Source organism: Telmatospirillum siberiense, assembly GCF_002845745.1.
GTDB lineage: Bacteria > Pseudomonadota > Alphaproteobacteria > Rhodospirillales > Magnetospirillaceae > Telmatospirillum > Telmatospirillum siberiense.
Genome location: NZ_PIUM01000024.1, coordinates 39,436 through 54,377 on the forward strand (window position 1 = coordinate 39,436; position 14,942 = coordinate 54,377).

Genomic DNA, 14,942 nt, shown 5'->3' on the forward strand with positions numbered 1-14,942 from the left:
ACTCACAGTTGACGGTCAATATCGGGATATCGGGAACTCTTTCGATGAACGGAGAGAGCTCGAGGCTATTGGATCCCGCCGGTCGAATTCATCAATGTTAGGATTGTCCGTCTGGCGCGGTCAGGATCGGAAACTACTCATGCCACCCCTGCGCATCGAGTTCGCGGCGATCAGCCGGATTCTGCGTTTGATGATCGACGTGATGCTTCGCCGCTTCGATACCGTGGAAGATGGAATGTTGCGCATGTCCATGAGCGAGATGCGCTTCGCAAGCGGCCATCATGTAGTTTTTCTCGTCGCAATGCTGTGCGGCTCGACGATGGTGCTTCGCCGCTTGCTCATGGTTGTCGGCCGCCACGGCGTGATGTTCCGCGCAACCGAGGGTGGTTTGCGGAATTCCGGCAGAGTCGTAAGGCTTAGACAGGAAGCGAGGAACCTGCTCCATGTATTTTTGCAGCGAATCGATGTCGTGATCGGCATAATATCCGTTGGCTGTTTTCGCGTGGTCGACGGCCTGCCAGGCTTGGCCGAGGGCGATCAGCGCCTGATGCGCCGCATGGGCGTGATCGTGCCCGATTTGATAATGCTTCGAGGCCTCCCGGTGATATCGCGCCGCCGCCTCGTGATGACTGACAGCGGATCTATGATGTTCCGCGGCCCGATGTTCTTCGGCCATGATGTCACCGATTGTTTGTTTCCATATATTGTTGAACACAGCTTAGATCGCTGAACGATCCCAGAAGAGGACCGGAAAATACCTAGTGCATTGAATCATTCGAGTGATTCAATGCACTAGAGTCTGCAAGAGCGAAAAAGCTCCGCTTTTTCATCGCTCGAATGCCGTTCGGGCTGTCGTGCATTGACGAAATCGCCGTATTTTTTGTTTGTGTCAATACACTCGCATTTCCCGCTCAATGAGTGCTTCGTTTTCTCCATCGTTGGCGCGAAGCCCAGAGTTTTGGAGAAATCCGCCCGGCGATTGAGGGCTCGGTGATCGGTTTCGATCACCGAGCCCTGGTATAAGAGACATCCATCTCGTCAACTGACTTGGATATTGTTTTCGACATAGGTTGTGCCGGGCGTGGCCCATGCGGTGGATCCGGCGATCGATCGTTCCGTCCATTCGTGAACGGTCCCGCTCAGTTCCACGCTACCATCCTGGACGACCACCGAGATTGACTTCGGATTGAACCATGACCGATGCAACGCAACCAAAATCTTGTCCCTGATGTTTGTCGCGTTCGGCTTCACCTTGAGACTTATCTCGTTGGTGACGCCGATCACGCCGAAAAGTCCGCCCACATCCCGGGCCGCGGCCTCCCGCTGGAAATGCCATTCGACTTCGCCGCTCAGGTTAACCCAGCCATTCTCAACCTTGATCTTGACGGCATCGACGGGAATGGATGAATCCCAAGACAGGTGATGGACGGCCGCTGTCGCGATCTCCTCGTCGCCCCGCTTGATTTCGTTGGGCAGGCGAACTTCTATTTCCTCGGCGACGGCCTTGACATCCTTCACCCGGGCTGCCGCTTTCTCCGCGGCGCTCTTCTCGGCATAGCTTGCGACGTGACCCGACAGCGTCACCACGCCGGCATTGGCGGTGACGCCGATATGAGCGGCGTTTACGCTGGGCTCCCATTTCAGTTCGTCGAGCACGGATTGTTTCAGCACAGCGTCGTAGGACATTTCGGATTCTCCATCCGGGTGAATTTGAGCCTTCCCGCGCTTCAAGCACCCGCACGCGGGTCTCAAGCCGGTGACGGCCGACTATCCTCCACGAGGAGCACGAACACAGGATCGGAATCTACTTATTCCAACTCTCGGTGATCGGAACCGATCACCGAGCCCTCAATGGGCCAGACCAAGTCTCGATGAGTCATCCTCATCGAGACTTGGTATTAGAGTCTGATCTGGGCAAAGCATTGCTCCGGATCAGCGGGACTCTTCTCGTCGAGTTGGTTGGTTATCCCGATGAATCTGGCAGGCGAAACCGGCCTCTTATCCGTTAATTCCGGCGTTGCCTCAACTGAATGTCGCGGGCTTTTTCATAAGCGATGGATGGAAGCCTGGCGATTGCGCCGGTGATTGCCGTCGATAGGTATTATCCGAATCTTCCGTCCCGACTTGGGCGGCGATTACTCTCAAAACTTCTTTGGCGGGGCGTTCGGCACCCAAAACCAGGCGCATGAGCGCAGCCATGGCCACATGACGAGCCCGCCAGACCCGCATGCGTCCCTCGAAGGCCGCTCCTTCGCGGTTGCCGGCGTTTCAGAATCGTCGGGATCAGCGCGCCGATGCTATCGGCGCCGTCGATTCCCGCCGAACAACAAATAAAGGGATCCCCGCCATGAAACCGACCGGAATCTCGCCGTCCCGCCGGGCCTTCCTGCGAACCGCCCTGGCCACCACCCCGGCGACGCTCGTCCTGGCACAACAGTTCTTCCACCCCTCGCTGGGTCTGGCCGCCGCAGAGACGGCCCCGAAAGCCTATCAGCCAGCCTATTTCACCGCATCGGAATGGGCGCTGCTGATGTCTTTGGTCGATCGCCTGATCCCGGCGGATGAAGAGGGGCCGGGCGCTTTGGAAGCGGGCGTTCCCGAATTCATCGATCGGCAGATGGGCGAACCCTACGGCTATGGGGCGCTTTGGTATATGCAGGGACCATTCCGGGACGCGCCGGCAGAATTGGGATACCAACTACCGTTCACGCCGCGCACGCTCTATCGTGCGGCATTGCCGGCTTTCGACAAGGCCGTCCAGGCCAGGTTCGGCAAAGGCCTGGTGGAACTCGACGAGCCGACCAGGGATGACGCCATCAGCCAGTTGCAACATGGGACGCTGACCATTGGCATTCTGCCGCCGTTGGTCTTCTTCGATCAGCTTCTCCAAAATACTCGCGAGGGCTATTTCTGCGATCCTGTTCATGGCGGCAATAAGGATATGGCCGCATGGCGGATGATCAATTTCCCGGGTGCGCGCGCCGATTATATCGACTGGGTTGAACAATACGGCCGGGAATATCCGTTCCGTCCGGTCTCGGTTGCCGTGACGGGGGGATGAAATCATGGCCAATCGCATCATGCCTCGAACGGACGCGGTGATCGTCGGATTCGGCTGGACCGGGGCGATCATGGCAAAGGAATTGACCGAAGCTGGCCTCAACGTGGTTGCCCTGGAGCGCGGCGCCTTCCGCGACACCTATCCGGACGGCGCCTATCCGAAAACTCTCGATGAGTTGACCCACCTCCAGCGCTTCAAATTATTTCAGAATTTAGCGGTCAGTTCCTTCACCTTCCGGCATGGCGTCGCCGATCAGGCGGTGCCCTATCGGCAGATCGGGGCCTTCAAGCCCGGTGATGGCGTGGGGGGCGCCGGCCTGCATTGGTCGGGTCAGCATTGGCGGGTTCGTCCCGAGGAACTGGCGCTGCGCACCCGTTACATCGAACGCTATGGCAAGGCCTTCATTCCCGATGGCATGACGATCCAGGATCATGGTGTCACTTACGAGGAACTGGAGCCGCATTTTGATTTTGCCGAAAAGGTCTTTGGCACCTCCGGCCAGGCCTATCGGGTAAAAGGGCAAGTCGTCGGCGACGGCAACCCGTTCGAGGCGGATCGCTCCGACCATTATCCGCTCCCCCCCCAGAAGACCCCCTATTCGGCGGCTTTATTCATGAAAGCCGCCAAGGAGGTTGGCTTCCACCCCTTCCTTCAACCATCGGCCAATGCGTCCGAAGCCTATACAAATCCTTATGGATGTCAGATGGGGCCATGCACTTTCTGCGGCTTCTGTTCAGGCTACGCCTGCTACAATTATTCAAAGGCCTCGCCGAATGTGAACATTCTGCCGGCCTTGCGCCAGTTGTCGAATTTTGAATTGCGGACCAACTGCAACGTCCTCCGCGTCACTCTCGACGCCGCCAAACGGCGGGCAACCGGCGTCACCTATGTCACGCCGAAGGGCGAGGTCGTCGAACAACCCGCCGATCTCGTCATCGTCAGCACCTTCGCCTACAACAATGCGCGGCTCTTCATGCTGTCCGGGATCGGCCAGCAATATGACCCCCGGACCGGCGAAGGCACGGTCGGCAAGAATTTCACCTACCAGACCATGGCGACGATCCGAACCTTCTTCGATGTCGGCAAGAATACCAACCCGTTCATCGGTTCCGGCGGCAATGCCGTCGCTCTCGACGATTTCAACGGCGACCATTACGACCATGGATCGCTCGGCTTCGTCGGCGGCGCGCCCGTCTGGTGCAACCAGGCGGGCACGAAGCCGATTTCCGGCATACCCGTCCCGGATGGCGTGCCGGCATGGGGCAAAAGCTGGAAGAAGGCGGTAAAGGACTCCTATGTCAACACGGTGTCCTTCGACGTGCATGGCACCAATATGGCCTATCGGGACTGTTATCTCGATCTCGATCCCGACTACAAGGATCAGTATGGCCAGGCTCTGCTGCGTTTCACCTTCGACTGGAAGGCAAACGACATCAAGATGAGCCGTTACATCACCAGCAGGGCGCTCGACCTCGCAAAAGCGATGGGACCGAAGTCGATTCAGGTGGTGCAGAAGAACTTTGGCGACCATTTCGATACCAGGCCCTACCAAACCACGCATCTCGCCGGCGGCACGATCATGGGGCTCGACCGCAAGACAAGTGTGCTGAACCGTTATTTGCAAAGTTGGGATGTCCACAACGTCTTTGCGCTGGGGTCCGGCGCCTTTCCGCAGGGGCTGGGCTACAACCCGACCGGCATGGTCGCCGCCCTGGCCTATTGGGCGGCGAAGGCGATCAGGAACGACTACCTCAAAGACCCCCGCCCGCTGATCGATGCGTGAAGGAAAGCCAATGACCGTCACCAGACCATGGGCCGCACTTCTTTTGTTTCTGGCGATCCCGGCGACCGCCCTGGCCGACGGCGACAGCGATCGCGCCCTGGTGGCGAAAGGCGAATATGTCGCCAGAACCGGAGATTGCCTCACCTGCCATACGGCGAAAGACGGCAAGCCTTACGCCGGGGGGCTGCCGATGCAAACGCCGATCGGCATCATCTATTCGAAGAACATCACGCCCGACAAGGAAACCGGGATTGGCGACTGGACTTACGACACCTTCGCCCGATTGATGCGCACAGGCATTGACGATGAAGGGCATAGCTCCTATCCGGCCATGCCTTATCCATCGTTTTCACGCATCGGCGATGACGATCTGGCGGCGCTTTACGCCTATTTCCAGCATGGTGTCGATCCTGTCCGGCAGGCCAACAGAAAGTCGGAAATTCCGTGGCCCTTATCGGTTCGCTGGCCGCTTGGCGTGTGGCGGTGGGCCTTTGCCCCGGCGGTCCAGCCGTTCCAGCCGCCCCCCCAAGCCGATGCGCGGATCGCCCGCGGGGCCTATCTTGTGGAAGGACCGGGCCATTGCGGCGCCTGCCACACGCCGCGTGGCTTGGCCCTGCAGGAAGAGGCCCTGAGCGATGCCGAAGGAAGCGACTATCTGTCGGGCGGCTCCGCGATCGATGGCTGGGTGCCGGTTTCGCTCCGCGACGAATATGGCGGCGGCCTGGCCGGTTGGAGCGCAAGCGATATCGTGGCCCTGCTGAAGACCGGCCGCAATACGCACGGCGCGACATTGGGCGGCATGAACGATGTCGTCGTCCATTCGACGCAATACTTCACCGACGAAGATCTTGTCAGCGTCGCCGCTTACCTGAAATCCCTGGCGCCGAACAAGGATTCCCCCCCCTTCCGATATGACGATACGGCGGCGAAGGCGCTTTTCAACGGTACTCCGCCGACAAAGGGCGCTCAAATCTATGTCGATCGCTGTGGCGGCTGTCACCGGACGGATGGGAAGGGCGCCGGAAGCGTGTTTCCCTCGCTCGCCGGCAATCCCATTCTCCAGACCGCCGATGCGACCTCGGCCATCAATATCGTGCTCGCCGGCGGTGCCGTGCCCGCCACGGCAACGTCGCCGTCGGTCTTCACCATGGCGCCCTATGCCGACGTCCTGACCGACCAGGAAATCGCCGATGTCGTGAGTTTCATTCAAACCAGCTGGGGCAATACGGGAACGGCGACCACTCGTGAGAAAGTCACCTCTCTGCGCAACACAAAAGCTCGGTGAGCAGGATTATGAGCCGCGCCCACAAGGAACACCACCTTATCGCTCGGATCGGCTGGCTGCGGGCCGCCGTACTCGGCGCCAACGATGGAATCATCTCGACCGCCAGCCTGATTCTAGGGGTGGCCTCGGCGGCCGGCTCCCGCAACGACGCCTTGATCGCGGGAGTGGCCGGCCTGGTCGCCGGCGCCATGTCCATGGCCGCCGGAGAATATGTCTCCGTCAGTTCGCAATCCGATACCGAACACGCCGATCTTACCCGTGAGCGGCGGGAACTGGTGGCCACTCCCGATCTTGAAAAGGAGGAGCTCGCTCAAATTTATGTTGCTCGCGGCGTCAAGACACCGCTTGCCCGCCAAGTCGCCGGACAGCTTATGGAAAAAGACGCCATCGGCGCGCATGCTCACGACGAACTTGGCATTTCGGAGTCCAACACCGCTCGCCCCGTGCAAGCCGCCCTGACCTCGGCGGTGACCTTTTCCGTCGGCGCGGCCCTGCCGCTCGCATTGACGGCCGTCTCGCCGTCACCTTGGTTGCTGCCTGGCGTTTCCGCCGGTTCGCTGGTGTTTTTGGCGTTGCTGGGCATCATCGGCGCAAAGGCCGGTGGCGCGAACATCCTCAAGCCGACCATCCGCGTGACCTTCTGGGGCGCGCTGGCCATGGCCTTGACGACGGGAATCGGCGCTCTTTTGGGAAAAGTCGTCTGAGAGCGAGTGGCACCGGCGTCCCTGCCCATAAGCGCTAGCTTAACCCTCGCCCCTTGCGGGAGAGGGTGGCGAGCGTAAGCGAGCGGGTGAGGGGGGGGGCTTAGCGTCCGCGAGACATAAAGACCTGTTTGTTTCTGCACACTTTTTCCGCGCTCCCGCGCGTAAGTCCCCTCACCCCACTCGCTTACGCTCGTCCCCTCTCCCGCAAAGCGGGCGAGGGGAGATTTTTCTTAATCCGAGCGCTTATGGGCAGGGACGCCGGTGCCACTCTTTTTTCACACCCTCTTTCGCGGAAATGATGAAAAAACCCAACCATCAGCCTCATTTCTAAATATTTCGGCACACGCCGTCCGCTGCTTCCTTCAATATTTCCACACTCTTCTTCAGTTCGACACGTTCCCCGACGTCAAGAATGGGCATCAAGGTCGCCACCACGCCCCCCGCCCCCAGCAAACGCGGCAAGGACAGCGCGATATCGCGCACGCCCTGGCATTCCGGCGTCACCATCGAACAGGTGACCAGCGCCCGCTCGTCATCCTGAATGATTTGCGCCAATCGGGCGAGACCGGCACCGATGCCGAACCAGGTCGCCCCCTTGCCCTTGATGATAATATCGGCGGCGCGGCGTACCGCCTTGTCGATGCGGCTGCGGTCGGCCTCTTCCAGTCTCCGCCCCATCTGGCGGGTGATCTCGGCGATCGGCAGGCCGCCGGCGACGGCGCCGGACCAGTGCAACACCTCGCTGTCGCCGTGCTCCCCCAGAACATGGGCATGAATTGAATTCGGGCTGACCCCGATATGTTCGGCCAGCAGCGCACGAAACCGCGCCGTATCGAGGGTGGTCCCGGATCCGATGACCCGTTCCGCCGGAACGCCATGCCGGACAGCCAGGATGGAGGTGATCTGCGTCATGACGTCAACCGGATTGGTCGCCACCAGGAAGACCGCCTTCGGGGCCACGGCCAGCACGTTCGGAACGATGCCGGCGAAGATTTCAGCATTGCGCGACAGCAGATCCAGCCGGGTTTCCCCCGGCTTCTGGTTCGCGCCGGCCGTCAGCAGGACGATTCCCGCGCCATCCAGATCGGCGACCTCGCCGGCACAGACACGGACGGGATAGGCGAAAGGCGTGCCATGCAGGATATCGTGGGCCTGGGCCGCCGCCAGATCCGCATTGCGATCGACAAGCAAGATCTCCGAGCCGACACCACGCAGCATCATGGCGTAAGCCGCCGTGGAGCCGACCTGTCCGGCTCCGACGATTCCGATCTTCATGGCGATCCTCCTCAATGACGCGGTTCCGCCCCCGCGATTTTCCCGGATATCCAGGGAACGTCCCGGAGACTCCGATGGATGGACCGCGCGCGACAGCCCCGGAAAATACTCACCCGAAGACAGAGAGATAAAGAGCGGAAGCTTTGGTGTATCTGGAAAAATAACCAAATCGATAAAGACATCTCTTGAGTAGTTTCCGAACCTTTCGCCGGTGATGACGCGGAGTCTCAAATAGACGATTGCCGCAAGAATTTCCTGCGTACCATCCGCCGAATGAGGGTTTCTCCATGTCGACAGCCACAACGACCGTAGATGTGCGGATAGGAAATACGCAGCGGGGATTTATCCTCGCCTGGGGATTCTGCGTGCTGTTCTACTTTGGCCAATATGCCCTGCGATCGGCGCCGGGCGTGATGATGCCCGAGTTGACGGGCGCGTTCGGAACGACCGCGATCGCCGTCAGTTCGCTCATCGGCCTTTACTATTACACCTACTCCGTCTTCGCGATCGTCTCGGGCGCGGCGCTGGATCACCTCGGCGCCAAATATGTCGTTCCCTTGGGGATAGTGATCACCGCGAGCGGCGCCATCGTCTTTGGCCTCGGCTCCAGCTTCGACGCCGAGATCGGCCGATTGCTGCAAGGGGCGGGATCCGCCTTTTCCTTTACCGGCGCGGTCTATCTGGCAAGCCACGGTTTTTCGTCCCGATATCTCGCGACGGCCGTCGGCTTCACCCAATGCTTCGGCATGCTGGGCGGTTCCGCCGGGCAATTCACCGTCGGGCCGATGATCCATGGCCTCATCTCATGGCAGCAGTTCTGGATCTTTTCCGGCATCGCCCTGCTGATCCTGGCAACCATCATCTGCATTTCGACCCCGGCGGGACATGACCGGCAACCCCGCAAAAGCGGGGCGCTGTTGTCGATGTTCAAGCCATACAAAACCGTGCTCTCCAACCCGCAATCCTATCTGTGCGGCCTCTCGGCGGGACTGCTGTTCCTGCCGACGACGATCGGAGACATGATCTGGGGAATGCCGTTCTTGCGCGAGGGACTGGGCGTCGATTACGCGGATGCCGTCAACCGCGTGACGATGGTCCCCCTCGGCTGGGTCGTCGGCTGTCCGCTGCTGGGTTATATCGCCGACAAGCTGGGCCGGCGCAAACCGGTCCTGATCGGAGGCGCGCTCCTCATGCTCGCGGCCCTCGCCGCCACCGTCTATCTGCCGCACGCCATGCCGCATTATCTTCTGGGGCTTCTGCTCGGCATCGGGTCGGGGGCGGCGATGATCCCTTATACGATCATCAAGGAGGTCAACCCGGACAAGGTCAAGGGAAGCGCGACGGGTGCCATCAACTTCCTCGTCTTCACGCTGAGCGCGGTGTTGGCGCCGGCCTATGGCTGGTTGCTGAATCTGCTCTCGGGCGGCAAGCCGCTCACCCTCGGCGTCTTCCAGGATGCCAGCGCGGTCGGCATCGCGGGAATCGTCCTCGCCATCGTCCTCTCCTTCTTTCTGCAGGAAACCGGCACAGCCCGGCGTCCCGCCGCTCCGGTCACGCAAGCAAAAGGGTCAAACACATGAGCCATCAGCATGGTGACATGAGCCCCCTGGTCGACATGACCCAACTCCGCATGGTGGGGCCGGCCCGCAGCAGCCAGCCGCGCTATGTCGACCTGCTGCCGCCTTGCAACAACGCCTGCCCCGCGGGCGAGGACATCCAGGGCTGGCTATCGCTCGCCCAAGCCGGGAAATTCCATGCGGCATGGCAGCATCTGGTCCGTGACAATCCCCTGCCCGCGGTCCATGGCCGGGTCTGTTATCACCTTTGCGAGAGCGCCTGCAATCGCGGCGAACTCGACACGTCGGTGAGCATCCACGCCATCGAACGCCTCCTCGGCGACAAGGCCGATGCCGAGAATTGGACGCTGCCGGTGGACGCGAAATCAAGCGGCAAGCGCGTGCTGATCGTCGGTGCCGGACCCAGCGGCCTCTCCGCCGCCTTCCATCTGACCCGGCTGGGGCATCACGTGGACATTCACGAGGCGGGACCTCTTCCCGGCGGCATGCTGCATTTCGGCATTCCCGCCTATCGCCTGCCACGCGACGTCCTGATGCGGGAGATCGCCCGCATCGAGGCGATGGGGGTCAAAATCACCCTCGACCACAAGGTCGAGGATATTCTGGCCGAACAGGCGGCCGGCAAATACGACGCGGTATTCCTGGCGATCGGCACGCAAATAGGCAAGCGGAGCGATATCCCCGCGCGCGATGCGGCACGCGTGATCGACGCCATCACCCTGCTCCATGAGGTCGAGACCGGTGATTCTCCGCGTCTTGGCCGCCGCGTCATCGTTTACGGCGGCGGCAATACGGCGATGGACGCCGCCCGCACGGCCCGCAGGCTCGGCGCCGAAGAGACGCTGATCGTCTATCGCCGGGACCGGGTCCACATGACCGCCCAAGCCTTCGAATCCGCCGAGGCGCTGTCGGAGGGCATCAAGATCAAATGGCTCAGCACGATCAAGGAAATCGACGGCGACGACATCACGGTCGAAACGATGCGGCTCGATGATCAGGGACGGGCTCAGCCGACCGGACAATTCGAGACCTTGACGGCCGACTCCGTGGTGCTCGCGCTCGGCCAACAGACCGAAAGCGGTTTTCTGAAAGGCGTGTCGGGCATCGCCTTCACGGCGGACGGCTCGCTCGTCGTCGACAAGGCGATGATGACGGGCCATCCCGGCGTTTTCGCCGGCGGCGACATGGTGCCCGGAGACAGAACCGTTACCGCGGCGGTTGGACACGGCAAAAAAGCCGCCCGCCACATCGACGCCTGGCTCCGGGGGGAAATCCGGCAGGTCGCGGCCCGGCATCCGATGGTGGGGTTCGATCAGCTCAAACTGCCGATCTACGCCGATGCGCCACGCTCGATCCAACGGGAAGTGGACGCGGAAAGCCGAATCGTCCGGGGATTTAGCGAAACCATGGACGGCCTTTCCGAGGCCGAAGCGCTTTACGAAGCGCAACGGTGCCTGTCCTGTGGGAACTGCTTCGAATGTGACAACTGCTTCGCCGCCTGTCCGGAGACCGCGATCATCAAACTCGGCCCAAGCCACGGCTACCGGGTGGACATGGCTTTGTGCACCGGCTGCGCCGTCTGTGTCGAGCAGTGCCCCTGCCATGCCATGGAGATGGTGCCCGAAATCATCCCCCAACCCACCAAGACCCTGGAAGCGGCCCAATGAGCATACGCACGACGATGGACGGCAACACGGCCGTCGCACATGTGGCCTATCGGGTAAACGAGGTCTGCGCGATCTTTCCGATAACCCCCTCCTCGACCATGGCCGACCTGGCCGATCAATGGATGTCCGAAGGACTTAAGAACATCTGGGGCAATATCCCGGCCGTTCAGGAGATGCAGGCCGAGGGGGGCGCGGCCGGTGCCGTTCACGGCGCGCTGCAATCGGGCGCGCTGACCACGACCTTCACGGCCTCCCAGGGCCTGATGCTGATGATCCCCAACATGTTCAAGATCGCCGGCGAACTGACTTCGACCGTCTTCCATGTGGCGTCCCGCTCGCTGGCGACCTCGGCGCTCTCGATTTTCGGCGATCACGCGGACGTCATGACGGTGCGGCCCACCGGATTCGCCTTGCTGAGCTCGACCTCGGTCCAGGATGCCCATGACAGCGCCCTGATCGCCCAGATGGCCACGCTCGAATCCCGGGTTCCATTTCTGCATTTCTTCGACGGCTTCCGCACATCGCATGAACTCAACACGCTGGAGTTGCTGAGCGACGCCGACATCCGATCGATGATCGACGACAATCTGGTCCGCGCCCATCGCGCCCGCGGGCTCAACCCCGAGCATCCGTTCATCCGCGGCACCGCGCAAAACCCGGACACGTTTTTCCAGGCGCGCGAGGCGGTCAATCCTTACTACGCGCGCGTTCCGGGCATCGTCGAGGCCGCGATGGAGCGTTTCGCCGCCTTGACCGGCAGGCGGTATCATCTGTTCGACTATGACGGAGCCGCGGACGCCGATCGGGTGCTGATCCTGATGGGCTCGGGGGCCGAGACGGCGCGCGCGACGGCGGCGGCCTTATGCGCTGCCGGCGAGAAGGTCGGCGTGCTTCAGGTCCGCCTCTATCGCCCGTTCTCGGTTTCGCATTTTTTGGCCGCGTTGCCGGCCTCCGTCCGGGCAATAGCGGTTCTCGACAGAACCAAGGAACCCGGCGCTCTCGGCGAGCCCTTGTTCCTCGATGTCGTGACCGGCCTCGCCTGCGCGGTCGCCGAGGGCGCGCGCCGGGCGATGCCCCGGGTCATCGGAGGGCGGTACGGGCTGTCATCGAAGGACTTTACGCCGGCGATGGCCAAGGCCGCATTCGACGAGCTCAAAGCCAGCCCTCCCCGGACCGGCTTCACTCTCGGCATCAACGACGACGTAAGCCACCAGAGCCTCGCCGTCGACGAAAGCTTCATGATCGAGAAGGACGACGTCACGCGCGCGGTTTTCTATGGACTTGGCGCGGACGGAACCGTCGGCGCCAACAAGAACAGCGTCAAAATCATCGCCGAGGATGCGGGGCTCTTCGCCCAGGGCTATTTCGTCTACGATTCTCATAAATCCGGGGCGCAGACGGTTTCGCATCTCCGCTTCGGGCCCGATCCGATCCGGGCGCCCTATCTCATCTCCCGGGCGGGGTTTGTCGCCTGCCACCAGTTCGCCGCCCTGGAGCGCCAGGACATCCTGCGTGTCGCCGCCCCCGGAGCCACCGTGCTGCTGAACGCGCCCTATCCCGCGGCCGACGTCTGGGACCGTCTGCCGCGCCCGGTGCAGCAGACGGTCATCGAGAAAAAACTCCGTTTGTTCGTCATCGACGCCTCCGCCGTGGCCCGCGAAGCCGGCCTGGGATCGCGGACCAACACCATCTTGCAGACCTGCTTCTTCGCGATCTCCGGCGTCCTGCCACGCGACAAGGCGCTCGGCCATATCAAGGACTCCATCCGCAAGACTTACGCGCGCAAGGGCCAAACCGTGGTCGACAAGAACTTCGCCGCCGTCGACGCCACCCTGGCACGATTGAGCGAGGTCGCGGTGCCGGCGAAAGTGACGAGCGAAAGAGACAGGCGGCCCCTGGTTCCGGCGAACGCGCCCGAGTTCGTCCGTCTGGTGACCGCCCGCATCTTCGCGGGCGACGGCGAGGAAATTCCGGTCAGTCTCATTCCCGCCGACGGTACCTTCCCGTCGGGAACCGCCGCCTTTGAAAAACGCAACATCTCCGACATCGTCCCGGTCTGGCGGGAGGATCTTTGCGTCCAATGCGGTCAATGCGGCTTCGTCTGCCCGCACAGCGTCATCCGCGCCCGCTACTACCATGAAGACAAGCTTGCCGGAGCGCCGGCCAAGTTCAAATCCGCCCCGGTCAATGCACGCGGCTATCCGGAAGCCCGCTTCACCTTGCAATTCTACGTCGAGGACTGCACCGGCTGCGGCCTGTGCATCGAGGCCTGTCCGGAAACCAGCCCGCGCGAAGCCGGCGTGAAGGCCATCAACATGTCGGGAAAACTGCCGCTGCTGGAAGACGAACAAGCCAATATCGCCTTCTTCGAAACACTGCCGGTCAATGATCGGGCGCGGGTGGATTTCGCCGACGTCCGTGGCGTGCAGTTCCTGGAACCCCTGTTCGAATTCTCCGGGGCTTGCGGCGGCTGTGGCGAAACGCCTTACCTCAAGCTGCTGAGCCAGTTGTTCGGCGACCGGCTTCAGGTTGCCAACGCCACCGGCTGTTCCTCCATCTACGGCGGCAATCTGCCGGTGACCCCCTGGACGAAGAACGCCGAAGGCCAAGGCCCCGCCTGGTCGAATTCGCTATTCGAAGACAACGCCGAGTTCGGACTGGGCTTCCGGCTCGCCGCCGACCAGCATCTCGGGCTGGCCCTGTCGCTGTTGGCCGGCCTTGCGGACAAGGTCGGGGCCGATCTCGCCAGGGATATCGCCAATGCGCCGCAAATCATCGAATCCGATATCCGCGCCCAGCGCATTCGGGTCGCTCAGCTCAAGGCCCGCTTACAGGGCAGTACCGAGCCGCAAGCCCTCGATCTGCTCTCGGTCATCGACCATCTGGTTCGGCGCAGCATCTGGATCGTCGGCGGTGACGGATGGGCCTATGACATCGGTTATGGAGGCCTCGATCACGTGCTCGCCACCGGTCGCGACGTCAATGTGCTGGTGCTCGACACCGAAGTCTATTCCAACACCGGCGGTCAGGCTTCGAAGGCGACGCCTCTCGGCGCGGTGGCCAAGTTTGCCGCGGCCGGCAAGCGAACGGCGCGAAAGGACATTTGCCTCCAGGCGATCGCCTATGGAAACATCTATGTCGCCCAGGTGGCCATGGGCGCCAATCCACAGCACACGCTGCGCGCCTTCCGCGAGGCCGAGGCCTATCAGGGACCGTCGCTTATCGTCGCCTACAGCCATTGCATCGCCCATGGCATCGACATGCGCCTTGGCATGAAACAGCAGGACCTGGCGACGGCCAGCGGTTATTGGCCGCTATTCCGCTACAATCCGATGATGCGAAGCGTGAAGGAAAATCCGTTCATCCTCGATTCCCCCCGCCCGCGCCTTCCCTTGAAGAGCTATGCCTATAACGAGCTCCGCTACAGCTCCCTGGCGAGCACTCATCCCGCCGAGGCCGACCGTCTCCTCCTCATGGCGCAGGCGGCCGTGACGGAGAAATATCGTCAATATGAGGAACTCGCGCGCCGCGACGGCAGCCGTTTCCATCCCCCGGCAAATTGAATTGAAGCGAAGCGGATTCCCGGACAT

Annotated in this window: 10 protein-coding genes; 8 read left to right on the forward strand and 2 right to left on the reverse strand. The window is 61.7% G+C overall.

Going from position 1 to position 14,942, the window contains the following annotated elements; all coding sequences use genetic code 11:
- The first annotated feature begins 139 nt into the window (after nucleotides 1-139).
- Nucleotides 140-730 carry a hypothetical protein gene (locus CWS72_RS27500; RefSeq protein ID WP_146002806.1) on the forward strand — a complete coding sequence of 197 codons (591 nt, stop codon included), beginning with the start codon at nucleotides 140-142 and terminating at the stop codon, nucleotides 728-730.
- 308 nt (nucleotides 731-1,038) lie between these two features.
- Here the strand turns inward: CWS72_RS27500 and CWS72_RS18515 are convergent, their stop codons facing one another.
- A complete protein-coding gene (locus tag CWS72_RS18515; protein WP_101252120.1) occupies nucleotides 1,039-1,686 on the reverse strand; it encodes a BON domain-containing protein in 648 nt (215 codons plus the stop codon).
- A gap of 661 nt (nucleotides 1,687-2,347) precedes the next feature.
- Between CWS72_RS18515 and CWS72_RS18520 the strand changes: the two genes are divergently transcribed.
- Genes CWS72_RS18520 through CWS72_RS18535 form a run of 4 tightly spaced genes read left to right on the forward strand, consistent with a single transcriptional unit; the run spans nucleotide 2,348 to nucleotide 6,833 of the window.
- Nucleotides 2,348-3,061: a gluconate 2-dehydrogenase subunit 3 family protein gene (locus CWS72_RS18520; RefSeq protein ID WP_101252121.1), complete on the forward strand. Its 714-nt coding sequence runs from the start codon at nucleotides 2,348-2,350 to the stop codon at nucleotides 3,059-3,061.
- A gap of 4 nt (nucleotides 3,062-3,065) precedes the next feature.
- Entirely contained in the window at nucleotides 3,066-4,844 is a 1,779-nt protein-coding gene (locus CWS72_RS18525) for a GMC family oxidoreductase (protein ID WP_101252122.1), read from the forward strand.
- A 10-nt stretch (nucleotides 4,845-4,854) separates the two neighbouring features.
- Nucleotides 4,855-6,129, forward strand: coding sequence for a cytochrome c (locus CWS72_RS18530; protein ID WP_101252123.1), 1,275 nt, complete (start codon nucleotides 4,855-4,857; stop codon nucleotides 6,127-6,129).
- A gap of 8 nt (nucleotides 6,130-6,137) precedes the next feature.
- Nucleotides 6,138-6,833 (forward strand): VIT1/CCC1 transporter family protein, encoded by a 696-nt coding sequence (locus CWS72_RS18535; protein ID WP_101252124.1) that lies wholly within the window; start codon nucleotides 6,138-6,140, stop codon nucleotides 6,831-6,833.
- A 327-nt stretch (nucleotides 6,834-7,160) separates the two neighbouring features.
- On the opposite strand, the gene CWS72_RS18540 is transcribed toward CWS72_RS18535, so the two are convergent.
- Nucleotides 7,161-8,108 (reverse strand): L-lactate dehydrogenase, encoded by a 948-nt coding sequence (locus CWS72_RS18540; RefSeq protein WP_101252125.1) that lies wholly within the window; start codon nucleotides 8,106-8,108, stop codon nucleotides 7,161-7,163.
- A 287-nt stretch (nucleotides 8,109-8,395) separates the two neighbouring features.
- Between CWS72_RS18540 and CWS72_RS18545 the strand changes: the two genes are divergently transcribed.
- The 3 genes from CWS72_RS18545 to nifJ are packed head-to-tail and all read left to right on the forward strand — an operon-like array spanning nucleotide 8,396 to nucleotide 14,915.
- Complete coding sequence (locus tag CWS72_RS18545; RefSeq protein WP_101252126.1) at nucleotides 8,396-9,688, forward strand: MFS transporter; 1,293 nt, start codon at nucleotides 8,396-8,398, stop codon at nucleotides 9,686-9,688.
- Nucleotides 9,685-11,352: an NAD(P)-binding protein gene (locus CWS72_RS18550; protein ID WP_101252127.1), complete on the forward strand. Its 1,668-nt coding sequence runs from the start codon at nucleotides 9,685-9,687 to the stop codon at nucleotides 11,350-11,352. The genes CWS72_RS18545 and CWS72_RS18550 overlap by 4 nt, the downstream gene beginning before the upstream one ends.
- Nucleotides 11,349-14,915, forward strand: a complete 3,567-nt coding sequence (gene nifJ / locus CWS72_RS18555; protein ID WP_199175782.1) for a pyruvate:ferredoxin (flavodoxin) oxidoreductase — start codon at nucleotides 11,349-11,351, stop codon at nucleotides 14,913-14,915. Before CWS72_RS18550 ends, nifJ begins: the two co-directional genes overlap by 4 nt.
- Nucleotides 14,916-14,942: the final 27 nt, after the last annotated feature.

What these genes read in the sequence shown, in the direction of transcription:
- CWS72_RS27500 (WP_146002806.1), top strand. Translation starts at nt 140, where the DNA reads ATGCCACCCCTGCGCATCGAGTTCGCGGCGATCAGCCGGATTCTGCGT.
- CWS72_RS18515 (WP_101252120.1), bottom strand. Translation starts at nt 1,686, where the DNA reads ATGTCCTACGACGCTGTGCTGAAACAATCCGTGCTCGACGAACTGAAA.
- CWS72_RS18520 (WP_101252121.1), top strand. Translation starts at nt 2,348, where the DNA reads ATGAAACCGACCGGAATCTCGCCGTCCCGCCGGGCCTTCCTGCGAACC.
- CWS72_RS18525 (WP_101252122.1), top strand. Translation starts at nt 3,066, where the DNA reads ATGGCCAATCGCATCATGCCTCGAACGGACGCGGTGATCGTCGGATTC.
- CWS72_RS18530 (WP_101252123.1), top strand. Translation starts at nt 4,855, where the DNA reads ATGACCGTCACCAGACCATGGGCCGCACTTCTTTTGTTTCTGGCGATC.
- CWS72_RS18535 (WP_101252124.1), top strand. Translation starts at nt 6,138, where the DNA reads ATGAGCCGCGCCCACAAGGAACACCACCTTATCGCTCGGATCGGCTGG.
- CWS72_RS18540 (WP_101252125.1), bottom strand. Translation starts at nt 8,108, where the DNA reads ATGAAGATCGGAATCGTCGGAGCCGGACAGGTCGGCTCCACGGCGGCT.
- CWS72_RS18545 (WP_101252126.1), top strand. Translation starts at nt 8,396, where the DNA reads ATGTCGACAGCCACAACGACCGTAGATGTGCGGATAGGAAATACGCAG.
- CWS72_RS18550 (WP_101252127.1), top strand. Translation starts at nt 9,685, where the DNA reads ATGAGCCATCAGCATGGTGACATGAGCCCCCTGGTCGACATGACCCAA.
- nifJ (WP_199175782.1), top strand. Translation starts at nt 11,349, where the DNA reads ATGAGCATACGCACGACGATGGACGGCAACACGGCCGTCGCACATGTG.